This window comes from Variovorax sp. 38R (assembly GCF_014843395.1).
GTDB lineage: Bacteria > Pseudomonadota > Gammaproteobacteria > Burkholderiales > Burkholderiaceae_C > Variovorax > Variovorax paradoxus_H.
Genome location: NZ_CP062121.1, coordinates 4,196,766 through 4,211,044 on the forward strand (window position 1 = coordinate 4,196,766; position 14,279 = coordinate 4,211,044).

The window sequence follows — 14,279 nt, forward strand, 5'->3', positions numbered from 1 at the left end:
TTTTTCAACCCGTTCTTCCACCCAGCCTTCGAGAGGTTCCCACCATGCGCTCCTTCGCTCTTTCCCTGGCCGGCGCCGCCGCGCTCGCCCTGTCCGCTGCCGCACCGGCGCAGGCCCAGGACAAGTTCACCTACATGACCAACTGGTATGCGCAGGCCGAGCACGGCGGCTTCTACCAGGCGGTGGCGCAGGGCATCTACAAGAAGCATGGCCTGGACGTGACCATCAAGATGGGCGGCCCGCAGGTCAACATCACGCAGATGATGGCCGCGGGACAGGCCGACTGCATCATGGGATCGAGCGACATCCAGATGATGCAGGTGCGCGAAGGCGGCGTGCCGGTCGTCAACGTGGCGGCCTTCTTCCAGAAGGACCCGCAGGTGCTCATCGCGCACGACGACGTCAAGAAGTTCGAGGACCTGAAGGGCAAGACGCTGCTCATCGGCGCACAGGCCAACCGCGGCTACTGGCCCTGGCTCAAGGCCCGGTTCGGCCTGAAGGACGAACAGACGCGCCCCTACACCTTCAACATCCAGCCCTTCGTGGCCGACGCGAACACCGCGCAGCAGGGCTACCTGACCTCCGAACCCTACGCCATCCAGAAGGCCGGCGTGAAGAGCACCGTGCTCATGTTCAGCGACCACGGCTATCCCTCCTACGCCGTCACCGTGTCGTGCATGGACAAGACGGTGAAGGAGCGCAGCAAGCAGGTCGCCGCCTTCGTGAAGGCCTCGGCCGAAGGCTGGAAGAGCTACCTGGCCGATCCGGCACCGGCCAACGCGCTGATCAAGAAAGACAACCCCAACATGACCGACGACCAGCTCGCCTACAGCGTGGCCAAGCTGAAGGAGATGGGCATGGTCACGGGCGGCGACGCGGCCAAGTTCGGCATCGGCGTGATCACCGATGCGCGCGCCAAGGCGAGCTACGACTTCCTGGTCGCCTCCAAGCTGCTCGACCCGGCCAAGGTCGACTTGGCCAAGACCTACACGACCGAGTTCGTGAAGGACGCCAAGGTCTTGCCCTGAATCTCGCCGCGCCATGAACCGCATCGAACCCCACACCCTCGCGCCGCCGGTGGCGCCCGCCGTGCCCGCGGTGGAAATCCTCTCGGCCGAGAAGACCTACCCCAACGGCACGCAAGCGCTGCTGCCGGTGGACCTGTCGATTGCCGAGGGCGAGTTCGTCACGCTGCTCGGCCCCTCGGGCTGCGGCAAGAGCACGCTGCTCAAGATGGTGGCGGGGATGCTCGAGCCCAGCGACGGCCGCTTGCTGGTCTGGCGCAAGCCCGTGAGCCAGCTGCATGACAGCACGCGAAAGATGTCGTTCGTGTTCCAGTCGGCCACGCTCATGCCGTGGGCCAGCGTGCAGACCAACGTGCGCCTGCCGCTGGACCTGGCCGGCGTACCGCGCAAGGAAGCCGATGCGCGCGTGACGGAGTCGCTCGCGCTGGTGGGCCTGGAAAAGTTTGCCGACGCATTGCCGCGCGCGCTGTCCGGCGGCATGCAGATGCGCGTGTCGATTGCGCGCGGCCTCGTCACGCAGCCCGATCTGCTGCTGATGGACGAGCCCTTCGGCGCGCTCGACGAGATCACGCGCCACAAGCTCGACGCCGACCTGCTCGACCTGTGGCGCAAGAAGAAGCTCACGGTGATCTTCGTGACGCACTCGATCCACGAGGCGGTGTTTTTGTCGAGCCGCGTGGTGATGATGGCCGCGCGGCCGGGTCGCGTGGTCGAGCAGTTCCAGATCGACGAACCCTACCCGCGCAAGGCCGACTTCATGGTCACGCCCGGGTTCGCGCGCTACGCGAAGCAATTGCAGGACAGCCTGCTGCGCGCCAGCACCACCGAAGAGGAGGCCGCGCCATGAAGACAGCGACCAAACCCGCGGCGCCCCTGCTGAGCCAGCCGCGCGTGCAGCGCGTGCTCTACCCGGTGCTCATCGGCGTGGTGCTGGTGGCGCTGTGGCAATGGATGGTGGTGGCGATGGAGCTGCCGCCCTACCTCGTGCCCTCGCCCTATCTCATGATGCAGACGCTGGTGACCGATTGGGCACCGCTGGGCAGCGCGCTGCTGGTCACGCTGAAGATCACGGTGCTGTCGTTCGCACTGGCCACGGTGGCGGGCGTGCTGATCTCGTTCCTGTTCGTGCAGAGCAAGCGCATCGAGACCGCGCTCTTCCCGTACGCGGTGCTGCTGCAGGTGACGCCGATCGTGGCCGTGGCGCCGCTGATCATCATCTGGGTGAAGAACCCGGTGGCCGCCATGACGGTGTGCGCGGCGCTGGTGGCGCTGTTTCCCATCATCAGCAACACCACGCTGGGCCTGCGCAGCATCGACCCCGACCTGCAGAGCTACTTCAAGCTGAACCACGCCACGCGCTGGCAGCAGCTGGTGCGCCTGCGCATTCCGAGCGCGCTGCCCTACTTCTTCGGCGGGCTGCGCATCTCCAGCGGCCTGGCGCTGATCGGCGCGGTGGTGGCGGAGTTTGTCGCGGGCACGGGCGGCTCGGGTGCGGGGCTGGCCTACCAGATCCTGCAGGCGGGCTTCCAGCTGAACATTCCGCGCATGTTCGCGGCCCTGCTGCTCATCTCTCTTACCGGCGTCGCGCTCTTCGTGCTGATGGCCTGGCTCACCAAGGTGGCGCTGGGCTCGTGGCACGCGAGCGAACTTTCCCAGGATTGACATTGACCATGAACGCTCCCGCTTCCACCATCGAACAACTGCTGCTCGAACTCCCCGACCTCGACTGGATCACCGACGAGGGCCGCGTCACGCGCTTGTCGCAAGACTTCTCTTGGTTCAGCCCGGTGCTCACGCGCCAGCTGAAAGACAAGCGCGCCGACGTCGTGGTTCGCCCGCGCACCGAGGACGAAATCCGCGCCGTGGTGGGCGCCTGCGCGCGCCGCAGCGTGCCCATCACCATCCGCGGCAGCGGCACCGGCAACTACGGCCAGACCACGCCGCTCGCAGGCGGCGTCGTGCTCGACATGACCGGCTACAACGCCTGCCTGTGGGTGCAGCCCGGCGTGGCGCGCGCACAGGCCGGCATCCGCCTGGGTGAACTCGAGAAGCAGACCAAGCCCACCGGCCAGGAGCTGCGCTGCGTGCCCTCCACCTACCGCAGCGCGACCTTAGGGGGCCTCTTCGGCGGCGGCTTCGGCGGCGTGGGCTCGATCAACTACGGGCCGCTGAGCGCGCCGGGCAACGTGATCGGCATCCGCGCAATGACCATCGAGGCCGAGCCGCAGGTGGTCGAGCTGCGCGGCCCCGACGCCATGCGCATGCACCACCTGTGGGGCACCAACGGCCTCGTGCTCGAGCTGGAGATCGCGCTGGCACCAGCCCATCCGTGGCTCGAGACGTTGGTGACCTTCGACAGCTTCGAGCACGCGCTGAACTTCGCCGACAAGCTCGCGAACGCGCCGGGCATCATCAAGCGTGGCGTGACCTTCTTCGCCGCGCCGGTCGCCGACCACCTCGCGCAGCTGGCTGCGCACCTGCCCAAGGGCTGCCACACCGTGCTGTCGCTGGTGGCCGAGTCGAACGAGCCCGCGATGATGCTGCTGGTGGAAGCGCATGGCGGCACCGTCGGCTACCGCAAGACCGCGGCCGAGGTGCAGAAGAGCAACCGCACGCTGATGGAGTTCACCTGGAACCACACCACGCTGCACGCGCTGAAGATCGACCCCACGCTGACCTACCTGCAGAGCGGATTCATCCCCGGCAAACATGTCGAGCAGATCATCGAGATGGAAAAGCTGCTGGGCGGCGAGGTCCTGATGCACGTCGAGTTCCTGCGCAACGTGGCGGGCCTCCTGACCTGCAGCGGGCTGCAACTGGTGCGCTTCAGCACCGAGGAGCGGCTCAACGAGATCATCGACATCCACCGCGCGCACCAGGTGCACATCAACAACCCGCACGTGAACATCGTGGAAGACGGCAAGGCCGGCGGACCGCTGCCCCCCGAAGTGATCGAGGTGAAGAAGCGCTTCGATCCGATGGGTCTGCTCAACCCGGGCAAGCTGCGCGACTGGCCGGTGCCTGCCAAAGGTTGAGGCCAACCAACGAGCGGTGTGCTTGAACCTCTGCGTCGGGAAGGTCGCCAACTCCTGGATGTTCAGGTCCAAGTCCAGCACGCCCACGCCGTCCGCCCCGGCCTCGAAGCCCTCCGGGAGGTCGCGCACCAGCCGCACTTCCCGGAAGACGTTGCGCATCGGCGCGAGCAACACGGACATCAGGCGCTCGGCGGCAGCCCACGAAGAGAAGTGCCTCAGTTCGAATCGGAAGCCTCGTAGACCACCACTGCAGCGGCCAAGTCCTCCAAGGCGGTCCCCACCGCCTTGAAGACGGTCCGGCCGTCACTGTCAGCACGTCCCTGAATCCGGCCCGCAGCCAGATCGGCCAACTCCCCCACCACATCTTCTGTGGCGAACACGCCGCGCGACATGGGCCCGAGCAGTTCGCCACTCTTTTGCAATGCTTCTTGCGTATCGACAAACAGACGTGCGCCCGCAAAGCAGGCATCGTCGGCCTCGCGCATCTGCGGCGTGAAACGGCCGATCAGGTCGAGGTGGCTGCGTGGCGAGCGTGGCACAGCTCACGATGTCGACGTCGTTCACCGCCTGGGCGAGGTCCGGTGCAACGGCCGCTTCGATGTTCTGCGCGCACAGCCGCGCAGCGAGTGCCTTCGCCGCAGATTCGTCGCGGTCCCACACCACCACGCGATGGGACGCACGGCACGCAAGGCCTCTGGAATGAGACTGCCGACACGCCCGCAGCCGACGACGTGCGCAGCTCGGTCGCGGTGCCCAGCGCCCCCGAGATGCGCTTGGCCGTGCGCTGGCCGTTGATCGCGAAGGCGATACGCACATGGCAGTTGTCCAGGATCGGGAGTCCTGGCTGCAGGCCTTGTCGATCTGGTTGAGCGACTGCGCGCTCAGAAACGCGCGCAGTCCATCGCAACTACTTGCGGTGAAGAAACGGCGCCATGAAGCGCGCGGGTTCGCCGGTGGCGAAGGCCGCAGCAAACTCGTTCACGCCGTTGGAGATGGCCGTGTCCAGATCCGAGGCCTGCCATTCGCGAAGAAGGCGCTTCTGCTGCCGCACCACCGAGGGCCCATAGCTTGCAAACTGCCTGGCCTGGCGCGCGACCTCCGCGTCCAGTCGATCGAGCGGCACCACAACGTCGACCAGCGCCCAGCTCAGTGCCTGGGCTGCGTCGATGTTCTCCCCCGTCAACAGCAGCCAGCCTGCGCGTCCCTGGCCGATCAAGCGCGGCAGCAGCGCCGCATGGATGATCGAAGGAATGCCCACCTTGACTTCGGGCATGCCGAGTTGCGCGCGGTTGGACGCGATGCGCACGTCGCAGGCGGCTGCAAGCTCCAGTCCACCGCCCAGCGTCCAGCCTGAAAGCCGTGCAATCACCGGCACCGGGCAATGACGGACGGCTTCGCAGAAACCACGCAGACCGTCGATGAACGTGCGGGCGGTTTCCGGCGTCAATGCGCCCATTTCCTTGATGTCCGCGCCGGCGACAAACGCCTTGTCGCCAGTTCCGCGCAGGATCACGGCCCGCAATCCGGCCAATGAGGCCAGATGATCGAACGCCTGTCTCAGGTCCGCAATCACCGGGGTGCCGAGGATGTTGAGGCTTCCTGCATGGCGGATCGTGACAGTGGCGATGCCGACATCGTCGATATCGATTCCCGCATGGTGCAACTCGATGGTTTCGTTCATTGATTTTTCGCTCATCGGGTCTCTCACATCTTCTCGAACTTGATGTCCGTGACCACCTTCTTCCAGCGAGCGTTCTCGTTGACGATCAGAGTCGAGAATTCGGCGCGCGACGTGGCAGAAGGAATGGCCCCTTGCTTCTCGATGGCGGCAATGACTTCCGGGTTGGCCAAGGCACTGCGAACCGCCTTGTTCAGGATGTCCAGCACGGGTGCAGGCGTTCCGGCCGGTGCGCCGATACCGAACCACGACGGGGTGTTGAGCGCGGGCAGGCCGAGTTCTGCATAGGTGGGCACCTGCGGAAGAATCTTCAGGCGCGACTTGGCCGCCACCGCGAGCGCCTTCGTCTGTCCGGCCTGCAACATCCCTGCCGAGGAAGGGATGTTGTCGAAGACGACATCGATCTGGCCGCCGATCAGATCCGTGAGCGCAGGGCCCAGGCCCTTGTACGGAATGTGCGCCATCTCGGTGCCGGTGACGTGCTTGAAAATTTCACCATTGAGATGGCTCAGCCCGCCATTGCCCGACGACCCGAAGGAGAACTTCTTCGGGTTGGCCTTGAGCTGCGCGACGAGCCCTTTCACATCCTGCGCCGGAAACTTGGGGTTCACCACCAGCACATTGGGCACGTCGGCAATGTTGCTGATCGGTGCGAAGTCGTTGACGGGGTCGTACATCGTCTTGTCGTAGACGTTGGGGTTCACCGCATGCGAACTCTCCACCACCATCACCAAGGTGTAGCCGTCCGCCGGTTGTTTGGACGCGTAGGCACTGCCCACGGAACCGCCCGCACCGGGACGGTTGTCCACCACGAACGGTTGCTTGAGTTCGAGCTGGAGCCGCTGGGCAATGATCCGGGCCAGCAGGTCTGTCGTGCCGCCGGGCGCGTAGGGCACCACCAGTCGCACGGGTTTGCTGGGATAGGTGTCGGCCCGAGCGGGCGACAGGCTGGCGGCAGCGACGGCCAGGCCGACCAGCAAGATGTCTCTTTTTTTCATGGTGAATGTCGAAGGGTGAGAAAGGGGTGGTTGGGGGTAGCCGATGGGTTGCTACGCGGCGGGACGGATGGCGCTGTCTTGGAGAAGCGGCGGCGCAAGGGTCTGTGCCTGGCGGCCGGACGGCCAGCTCAGCATCGGGTTGCGCACGGTCGGGATGGGCCCCAGTTGCGGATGCTCGAGCACCTGCAGCATGCGTCGGTGCCGCACCTGCGGATGCGCAAAGACTTCTTGCAGCGTGTGAATGGGCCCCCACGGCACGCCAGCCTCGTCGAAACCATCGCTCCACTGTTGGCGCGTGCGGGTGGGGAAAAGCTGCGCCAGCATGGCGCGCAGGGCCGGAAGGTTCACGATGCGCAAGGCGTTCGTGGAGAACCGCGGGTCGTCCGCCCATTCGGGCTTTCCGGCGAGTGCGCAGAAGCGGCGGAACTGACCGTCGTTGCCGATGGCCAGGATCAGATGGCCATCGGCACAACGGAAGACCTCGTAGGGCGCGCAGTTGGGGTGCGCGTTGCCGCTGCGCTCGGGGTTCTTGCCGGAGATCAGGTAGTTGGCGCCCTGGTTGGCGTTGAGTGCGACGGCCACGTCGAGCAATGCGATGTCAAGGTACTGGCCAACGCCCGTGGCATGCCGCTGGAACAAGGCTGCCAGCACCGCCGAGGTGGCGTACATGCCTGTCGCAAGGTCGACCACCGCAACCCCGGTACGCAACGGGCCCGCACCCGGCTGTCCGTCGGGCTGGCCCGTGTAGCTCATCAACCCGCCCATGCCCTGGAACACATAGTCGTAGCCCGGCTTGTCGGCCATCGGTCCGGTCTGCCCATAGCCCGTGATGGACACGTAGACGAGTCGCGGGTTGAGGGCCTGAATGCTCTCGTAGTCGAGGCCATACCGGGCCAGGGTGCCGGTCTTGTAGTTCTCGACCAGGACGTCCGCGCCGCGAATCAGCTCCCGCACTGCGTCCAACCCGTCCGGCGTCGAAAAGTCGATGCTGATGGAACGCTTGCCCCGGTTGCAACAGGAGAAGTAGGCTGACATGCGCTCGCCGGACAGCTCGTTCTCCAGGTAGGGCGGTCCCCACTGGCGGGTGTCGTCCCCCCGATCCGGGTGCTCCACCTTGGTCACCGAGGCGCCGAGATCGGCAAGATTCTGGGTGCACCAAGGCCCTGCCAGGATGCGTGAAAGATCAACTACCTTGATGCCGCTGAGGGCGCTGTCGAGCATGGAGTCTCCGCTGGGAATGTTGGGCTGGAGTCTAGGAACGGGGCCTCGGGACGGCCAGTCGAAAGCATCGAACGCGGACTTGGCCTCTTTCGAATCGGGGCGATGCGCGGCGCGTGGTCCCCCCACTAGCGCCCGATCGCAGCGAACACCGCGCTGGCCCGGAACACGGGCTGCTGGTCGACCATGCCGGTGCAGGCCGCGAAGAGCAGCTTCTTTCCCCGCCTGTCGATCCGGCTGCACACCACCAGCCAACTGCCCTCCTTCACCCGCGCCATGTAGTCGATGGAAAGATGCACGGTGGCCACGGCGCCGCCAGATGCGTGCGCTGCCTGGTAGCCCATGGCGTTGTCGGCAAGGCTGGCCACCATGCCGCCATGAACAGCCTGCTGATGATTCAGATGGTGGTTCTGGACCCACAGACCCACAGAGATGCCGCCGTCGGTCTCCTGACGCGCCCACAGCGGCCCGAGCAATGCCATGAAGGGGCTGATGGCCGGATAGGGCTCGAACCCCTCCGGTGGACGCAGCACGTCGCTCGGGGCGGTCGCGTCAGTCAAAGAAAGTGCGCCCGGCCTTCGGTGACGAGGCGTTGCAACAGACGGGCCATGGTGTCTCCGTGAAACTTCCAGCAGCGCTGAGGGCGCGCAGCTGCAGTGACCCGAAGTCTAGGAATCACGAGGGACAGGGTCCATGCGAAAGATTCGAATCAGCCCTTCGATGGTTTGAAACCGACCTGTGGGCGAGACAGGGCTTGTTCGCACGCGCCGCGCAGCACAGGTCCCACCCCGTTCAGGACTCTTCGCGGGTGATGGCGACCCGAGGGTCTTCGAGCAGGAACTGCACCAGGGCATCGGCGAAGGAAGGCAGGCGCCCTTCAATGCGAACGGCCAGATTGAGCTCTCGCCGCGCCCACGGTTCCGCCAGGGGAACGGTTGCGACGCCTGCGGGTCGTGTGGCGAGGATGCTGGTGGGAACGAGCGCGATGCCAAGGCCAGCCGCCACCAGTGACAACACCGCATCGAAGCTGTGCGCATGCAGCCTTGTTCGAAGCGGCTTGCCGATGCGCTGAGACATGTCACGCAGGAACAGGAAATTGCTGCTGGCGCGGCTCATGCAGACAAAGTCGAACTCCAGCGCCGCACCCAGCTTGACTTCGAGCTCCCCCGCCAGCACGTGTCCGGACGGCACGACGATCATCAGTCGGTCCATGGCATACCGATGCAACACCAGTCCGCTGGCTTCCGTGGGACCGGCGAATATGCCGATGTCCACCTCCCTGGCGAGCACCGCGGCGGGTATGGTCTCGCTCTGTCGCTCCTCGATGTCCGCGTTCACGTCCGGATTCAGCACCAGGAAACGCCCGATGGACGCGGTCGCAAAACCGTTGAGCGCGCTGCTGTTCGCCGCGATGCGCACATGACCCTTGAGACCCGATATGAAGCGACCGACATCGCCGTGCATGCGTTCGAGTCCCTGGAAGATCTCACGCCCATGCGCCAGCACGGCGTCGCCTGCCGGGGTCAGGTCCATGCCTCGGGGCGTTCTCACGAAGAGGGCCGTGCCCAGTGCCTGCTCCAGGTTCTTGAGGCGGTAGCTGGCGGACGAGGCCGTGATGTGCACAGCCGACGCACCGATCGAAAGGCTGCGCGCCTGCGCAATTTCCAGGAACAGCTTCAGGTCTGTCAGTTCGTATCTCATGTCTCCTCCGTCAATCGGCCGGTGCCGCCGTGTTCCGAGCGTGGGCTCATGTCAAAGGCGAGCCATTTTCAGCCATCGACATAGAGGGTGATGAAGAGCGCATTGCGAGCACCCCATCGTTCTCGACTTCTCGCGCTGAATCGAGGCTGGGCAGAGCGATGAAGCTACAGACGGCCTTACAACCAGCCGCGCTCCGCCATCTTCTGCGCCACGTACCCGGCCAGCAGCGCGTGGTAGTACGGCGTCGGATGCACCTCGTCGGCATAGGCGTAGTGGCTCACGTCGCCGGGCTTCAGGTTGGACCCGTTGCAGACCAGCGAACTCTGCAGGGGATTCCTGGCGGCGTTCAGGTCGCAGGCCGTGTCGGTGACGTTGGTGAGCCCGTAGCCGGCAGGGTTGGCAGCGGTTTCATGGCTCAGCGCGTAGGCGTCCACGAGCAGCACCCGGGCGTCGCCCGACAAGGCGGTGTCCAGCTGCGCATTGAAGGCCTGGACCATCGCCGCGATCAAGCCCCGGCCTCCGGCCGATTCTTTGCGGCCGGCCGGTGTCCCGGCGACGTCCGGCAGGTTGTTGACGACGACGAACTGCGCGCCCTTTCCGAGGACCTGGTCTTTCACCAGCGCAGCCAGTTCGGCGCCGGCCGTGGTCATGCGGTCCACGAGGTCCGGCGCGTGGGCATTGAAGTAGGCGGTGCCCGCAGCGGCGCCTGCGGTTGCAGCGTCGGCGTTCGCCTGTTTCACCATGGGCCCCCACACCGCAGCCGCGGCTACGGCCGAATTGCCAGGTTGCACGGCAGCCGCGCCAATGGCGGCCTGGGTCACGCTGGTCAGGGTGCTGCCTGGGCTGCCTTGCGCGGTGGCGGCGGCCGCGCCGATCGCCTGCGCAGCCGTCGCTGGATTGGTGGCACCGGCCGCCAGCAACCCCACCAGGTTGCTGACATACGCCGTGCTGCCGGCGGTCTCCCCCGCGGCTATGGCGGATGCATTCAACGCGGCCAGTTCGAGCAGCACGTCGTTGCCGCCGGCCATCACCTGCACCATGTCGTCTGCCTTGAATCGACCGCCGGAGATGGCCAAGTGGTTGGCGATCTGCGTGGCGACCGGCACGGTCAACGCACCCAGCGCGCTGCCGGTCAGCTTGTTGCCCGGCCCCACCGGATGGGTGACGCGCGCACCGCCCTGGGCGTACCCCAGGCAGCCCGCATGGCTTTCCACCGGCACGGCAAAGCCTGAGGAGGCGTCGCCGTCCAGTCCGGTCTGCGCAGCACAGGGCGCCGCCAGACCCAGGCGCGCGGCCAGCACCACGGTCCAGGTCTTACCGGTCAGCGCCGGATCGATCGCGGTGTGGTCGCCGTTGACGGTGAAGGTTCCGCCGCCCAGCGTCTTGACCGCGCCGACCGCGTAGGTGCCGACGTCGGACAGGCTGTCGCCAAACGAGACCTGCGCGCCGAAGGTGGGCTTCACGGGCGGTGCAACGGGCGGCGCAACGGGCACCACCGGATCGCTCGGGGCCGGCGAAACAAACACCGGTGCGGCCACACCGACACCGTCGGAGCCGCCGCAGGCGCTCAGGAGACATGCGGCCAGCAGGCCGGGCAGGAATTTCGTTCGCATGAAAGCAGTGGACATAGAGCGCCTTGAAGCCGGATCGGCCGGGCGACTCTAGAAGGGCTGCTTGCCGCGCGCATGGGACCAAAGTCCTATGCGGCAAGAATTTCATGCGTCGATGTCGACGTCGACTTGTCGAAGAGGGAGGCGATGCGGCTGCCTGCCACCGGGCATGCCAGGAAGCACCGCGCCCGTCAGTCCCACGTCCGATTCCCACCCCGCTGAAATTGCCGCCGGTACGCAGAAGGCGTCGCCCCCACGATCTGTCCGAAACGGCGCGCGAACTGCGTGGGCTCGCCGAAGCCGGTGCTCTCACCGATCTCCGCGGCAGAGGCGCCGGTGAACACCAGCAGCGTCTTGGCGCGCTCGATCCGGCGTTCGGTCACCAGCTCCAGGAAAGTCTTGCCCGTCTCGCTCTTCAGCAGATGCGCCAGGTGCGTGGGCGACACATGGCTCGCATGCGCCGCGTCCGCCAGGTTCAACTCCTGCGCGAGGTTGCGGCTGATGTAGCGGATGCAGCGCAGCACCGCCGGCCGGTACGACTGCAGGGCCAGCCCCTGCGTCTCGCAGTTGCGAAACTCATCGCCGTAGCGCCGCCACACCATGCCGATCAGGTGGAGCAGATGGCTGCGAATGAGCAGGTGGCTGGCGGTGTCTTCGCCCGGCGGCCGCTGCGCTTCCTGCGCCATGCGTTCGCACAGCGCCTGGAGCTGCTGGGTCTCGCTCTCGTCGAAACGGAAATCCAGGCAATGCTGAAACCGGAAAGGCGCGAGCTCGGGTGCGCGTGACAGCGGCACCTCCGACAGCTCGAACACGTCGAGGTCCAGCGACGGCAGCAGGTAGTCCTTGCTGATGTTGATCACATGGAACACGCCGTCGGCCACGTTCGGGATGTAGTGAACCAGGAAGGGCAGCACGAAGCTCACCGTGCCGGCGCCGATGGCGCGCTGGTTGCCGCCGATGTAGTGCGTGGTCTCGCCCCGCGTGTTGACGTAGATCTGGAAGTACTCGTGCCGGTGCGGCACCGGATTCGGCAGGCAGTTGCTCTGGTCGTGAATGCCGAAATAGGCGCGCTGTGCCCGCGCCGCCATCGTGTAGTTGCTGATGGCGGCACGCGCGGCACCGGCGCGGGGCGGCGGCGCGAATTCGTCGGGGGAAGGCGTGGGTGGCATGAAGAGTCGATCTCAAGATCGCAAGGATTGCATATCTTTGCGCAAGCCTGCGCGTTGAGGTGAGGAGGCCTCGTTCCTAGACTCTAGCCACTCCTTTCCAAACCATCCAGAGAGACAAACCCATGTCCCCCCACCCGACGGCCGAGCGCGCGACCGATACCCGTACCGACGCCCTTCAAGTCCAGCCCATCTCCATCGACATCGTGGACAGCGACCAGCGCTTTCCGGTGCGCCGCGTCTACTGCGTGGGCCGCAACTACCTGGCCCACATCCGGGAGATGAAGGAAGGCGACGAGCGCGATCCGCCGTTCTTCTTCCAGAAGCCGTCCGACTCGGTGGTGACCGACGGGCGCGTGCCCTACCCCGCGCTGACGGACGACTTCCAGTTCGAGTTCGAACTCGTCGTGGCCATCGGCAGCGATGCATCGAACGTGTCGCCCGACACCGCGCTTGACCACGTCTTTGGCTACGCCGCAGGCCTGGACATGACCCGGCGTGACCGCCAGCGCGAATGCAACAAGCGCGGCCTGCCGTGGGAACAGGGCAAGTCGTTCGACCACTCGGCGCCCTGCGGCCCGATCCATCCGGTGGCGAAGGTCGGGCACATCCGCTCGGGAACGCTGAACCTCTCGGTGAACGGCGCGGTGCGGCAAGACTCGGTGCTCGAGAAGATGATCTGGAACGTCCATGAAATCGTCAGCGAACTGTCGAAGCAATACCGCCTGTTGCCCGGCGACCTGATCTTCACCGGCACGCCCGAAGGGGTCGGCCCGGTGCAACGCGGCGACAAGCTCACCGGCCGCATCGACGGGCTCGCGCCCCTGCAGGTCGAGATCGTCTGAGCCCGCAACAGCAGCACACGGAGACCCCATGAAACCACTCGAACGCATCTCGTACTCGTCCATCGCGGGCCGTCCCGCACTGAAGCTGCCCGGCGGCAAACGGCTGGCGGTCTGGGTGATCGTCAACGTCGAGGAATGGAACATCGACGAGACCATGCCCCGCACCGTGCTGACGCCACCGGCCGGCGGTTCGCCGATGCCCGACATTCCGAACTGGGCCTGGCACGAGTACGGCAACCGCGTCGGCTTCTGGCGCATGCTCGAAGTGATCGACGCGCTCGGCATCAACGCCACGCTCGCCATCAACGGGTCGGCCATCGGCGCCTACGAGCCCATCGCCAAGGCGGCAAAGGAACGCCAATGGGAGTTCATCGGCCATGGCTTCGGGCAGCGCAACATGCAGAAGGTGCCCGACGAGGTCGAGGACATCGCCAAGACCACCGAGGCCATTCGCGCCTACACCGGCAAGCGCCCGCGCGGCTGGCTCGGCCCGGGGCTCACCGAGACCTGGCACACGCCCGACATCCTGGCCGAGCAAGGCTACGAGTACGTGTGCGACTGGGTGCTCGACGACCAACCCGTGCGGCTGAAGACGCGCGACGGCGGCGCGATCGTGAACGTGCCCTACACGCAGGAATGCAACGACGTGGCGATGATGCTGATCCAGCACCACAAGGCCAGCGAGTACCGCGACCGCGCCATCGACCAGTTCGAACAGCTCTACGCAGACGCGAAAGACTCGGCCCGCGTCATGGCGCTGGTGGTGCACCCCTACATCATGGGCGCGCCGCATCGCCTGCGCTACTTCCGCGAGGCGCTGGCGCACATCCAGCAACACGACGACGTGGCCTTCATGACCGGCGAGCAGATCCTCGACTGGTACGGCGCCGCAAGCCCCGCAAGCCCCGCAGGCACCGCGGTGTGAACCTTCGCCGGCACAGCGCCGGCGACCCCGTGCAACGAACGAACAACAAACAGATTTCTCGCTCGACGAGAAGGAGAC

14 protein-coding genes and 1 pseudogene are annotated in these 14,279 nt (G+C 66.0%); 6 read left to right on the forward strand and 9 right to left on the reverse strand.

Features of this window, described 5'->3' with window-relative positions; genetic code table 11:
• Nucleotides 1-44 precede the first annotated feature (44 nt).
• Genes IG196_RS19320 through IG196_RS19335 form a run of 4 tightly spaced genes read left to right on the forward strand, consistent with a single transcriptional unit; the run spans nucleotide 45 to nucleotide 4,060 of the window.
• Nucleotides 45-1,028 (forward strand): ABC transporter substrate-binding protein, encoded by a 984-nt coding sequence (locus IG196_RS19320; protein ID WP_192192493.1) that lies wholly within the window; start codon nucleotides 45-47, stop codon nucleotides 1,026-1,028.
• A gap of 13 nt (nucleotides 1,029-1,041) precedes the next feature.
• Nucleotides 1,042-1,872, forward strand: coding sequence for an ABC transporter ATP-binding protein (locus IG196_RS19325; RefSeq protein ID WP_192192496.1), 831 nt, complete (start codon nucleotides 1,042-1,044; stop codon nucleotides 1,870-1,872).
• Nucleotides 1,869-2,687 carry an ABC transporter permease gene (locus IG196_RS19330; protein WP_192192499.1) on the forward strand — a complete coding sequence of 273 codons (819 nt, stop codon included), beginning with the start codon at nucleotides 1,869-1,871 and terminating at the stop codon, nucleotides 2,685-2,687. The genes IG196_RS19325 and IG196_RS19330 overlap by 4 nt, the downstream gene beginning before the upstream one ends.
• Before the next feature lie 8 nt (nucleotides 2,688-2,695).
• Nucleotides 2,696-4,060: an FAD-binding oxidoreductase gene (locus IG196_RS19335; RefSeq protein WP_192192501.1), complete on the forward strand. Its 1,365-nt coding sequence runs from the start codon at nucleotides 2,696-2,698 to the stop codon at nucleotides 4,058-4,060.
• 215 nt (nucleotides 4,061-4,275) lie between these two features.
• Here the strand turns inward: IG196_RS19335 and IG196_RS32290 are convergent, their stop codons facing one another.
• From IG196_RS32290 to IG196_RS19380, 9 genes and pseudogenes are all read right to left on the reverse strand, one after another.
• Complete coding sequence (locus IG196_RS32290; protein ID WP_318646637.1) at nucleotides 4,276-4,599, reverse strand: hypothetical protein; 324 nt, start codon at nucleotides 4,597-4,599, stop codon at nucleotides 4,276-4,278.
• A 194-nt stretch (nucleotides 4,600-4,793) separates the two neighbouring features.
• A pseudogene (locus IG196_RS32100) lies at nucleotides 4,794-4,960 on the reverse strand (TraM recognition domain-containing protein); the annotation flags it as partial.
• A 7-nt stretch (nucleotides 4,961-4,967) separates the two neighbouring features.
• Nucleotides 4,968-5,741: an enoyl-CoA hydratase gene (locus IG196_RS19350; RefSeq protein WP_192197085.1), complete on the reverse strand. Its 774-nt coding sequence runs from the start codon at nucleotides 5,739-5,741 to the stop codon at nucleotides 4,968-4,970.
• Nucleotides 5,742-5,764: 23 nt separating this feature from the next.
• Nucleotides 5,765-6,736, reverse strand: a complete 972-nt coding sequence (locus IG196_RS19355) for a Bug family tripartite tricarboxylate transporter substrate binding protein (RefSeq protein ID WP_192192506.1) — start codon at nucleotides 6,734-6,736, stop codon at nucleotides 5,765-5,767.
• Nucleotides 6,737-6,787: 51 nt separating this feature from the next.
• On the reverse strand, nucleotides 6,788-7,957 hold the full coding sequence (locus tag IG196_RS19360; RefSeq protein WP_192192508.1) for a CaiB/BaiF CoA transferase family protein: 1,170 nt from the start codon (nucleotides 7,955-7,957) through the stop codon (nucleotides 6,788-6,790).
• Nucleotides 7,958-8,082: 125 nt separating this feature from the next.
• Entirely contained in the window at nucleotides 8,083-8,514 is a 432-nt protein-coding gene (locus IG196_RS19365; protein ID WP_192192511.1) for a PaaI family thioesterase, read from the reverse strand.
• 232 nt (nucleotides 8,515-8,746) lie between these two features.
• Complete coding sequence (locus IG196_RS19370; RefSeq protein WP_192192513.1) at nucleotides 8,747-9,655, reverse strand: LysR substrate-binding domain-containing protein; 909 nt, start codon at nucleotides 9,653-9,655, stop codon at nucleotides 8,747-8,749.
• Between the two features lie 176 nt (nucleotides 9,656-9,831).
• Nucleotides 9,832-11,268, reverse strand: a complete 1,437-nt coding sequence (locus IG196_RS19375; RefSeq protein ID WP_192192516.1) for an SGNH/GDSL hydrolase family protein — start codon at nucleotides 11,266-11,268, stop codon at nucleotides 9,832-9,834.
• A gap of 188 nt (nucleotides 11,269-11,456) precedes the next feature.
• Nucleotides 11,457-12,434 carry an AraC family transcriptional regulator gene (locus IG196_RS19380; protein WP_225616733.1) on the reverse strand — a complete coding sequence of 326 codons (978 nt, stop codon included), beginning with the start codon at nucleotides 12,432-12,434 and terminating at the stop codon, nucleotides 11,457-11,459.
• Nucleotides 12,435-12,556: 122 nt separating this feature from the next.
• Between IG196_RS19380 and IG196_RS19385 the strand changes: the two genes are divergently transcribed.
• Nucleotides 12,557-13,276, forward strand: coding sequence for a fumarylacetoacetate hydrolase family protein (locus tag IG196_RS19385; RefSeq protein WP_192192518.1), 720 nt, complete (start codon nucleotides 12,557-12,559; stop codon nucleotides 13,274-13,276).
• 28 nt (nucleotides 13,277-13,304) lie between these two features.
• Nucleotides 13,305-14,201: a polysaccharide deacetylase family protein gene (locus tag IG196_RS19390; protein ID WP_192192521.1), complete on the forward strand. Its 897-nt coding sequence runs from the start codon at nucleotides 13,305-13,307 to the stop codon at nucleotides 14,199-14,201.
• Nucleotides 14,202-14,279 lie beyond the last annotated feature (78 nt).

Bases quoted from the DNA above. Each gene is read 5' to 3' on its own strand.
- IG196_RS19375 (WP_192192516.1), bottom strand. From the start codon at position 11,268: ATGCGAACGAAATTCCTGCCCGGCCTGCTGGCCGCATGTCTCCTGAGC.
- IG196_RS19320 (WP_192192493.1), top strand. From the start codon at position 45: ATGCGCTCCTTCGCTCTTTCCCTGGCCGGCGCCGCCGCGCTCGCCCTG.
- IG196_RS19350 (WP_192197085.1), bottom strand. From the start codon at position 5,741: ATGAACGAAACCATCGAGTTGCACCATGCGGGAATCGATATCGACGAT.
- IG196_RS19380 (WP_225616733.1), bottom strand. From the start codon at position 12,434: ATGCCACCCACGCCTTCCCCCGACGAATTCGCGCCGCCGCCCCGCGCC.
- IG196_RS19355 (WP_192192506.1), bottom strand. From the start codon at position 6,736: ATGAAAAAAAGAGACATCTTGCTGGTCGGCCTGGCCGTCGCTGCCGCC.
- IG196_RS19335 (WP_192192501.1), top strand. From the start codon at position 2,696: ATGAACGCTCCCGCTTCCACCATCGAACAACTGCTGCTCGAACTCCCC.
- IG196_RS19385 (WP_192192518.1), top strand. From the start codon at position 12,557: ATGTCCCCCCACCCGACGGCCGAGCGCGCGACCGATACCCGTACCGAC.
- IG196_RS19360 (WP_192192508.1), bottom strand. From the start codon at position 7,957: ATGCTCGACAGCGCCCTCAGCGGCATCAAGGTAGTTGATCTTTCACGC.
- IG196_RS19330 (WP_192192499.1), top strand. From the start codon at position 1,869: ATGAAGACAGCGACCAAACCCGCGGCGCCCCTGCTGAGCCAGCCGCGC.
- IG196_RS19390 (WP_192192521.1), top strand. From the start codon at position 13,305: ATGAAACCACTCGAACGCATCTCGTACTCGTCCATCGCGGGCCGTCCC.
- IG196_RS19370 (WP_192192513.1), bottom strand. From the start codon at position 9,655: ATGAGATACGAACTGACAGACCTGAAGCTGTTCCTGGAAATTGCGCAG.
- IG196_RS19325 (WP_192192496.1), top strand. From the start codon at position 1,042: ATGAACCGCATCGAACCCCACACCCTCGCGCCGCCGGTGGCGCCCGCC.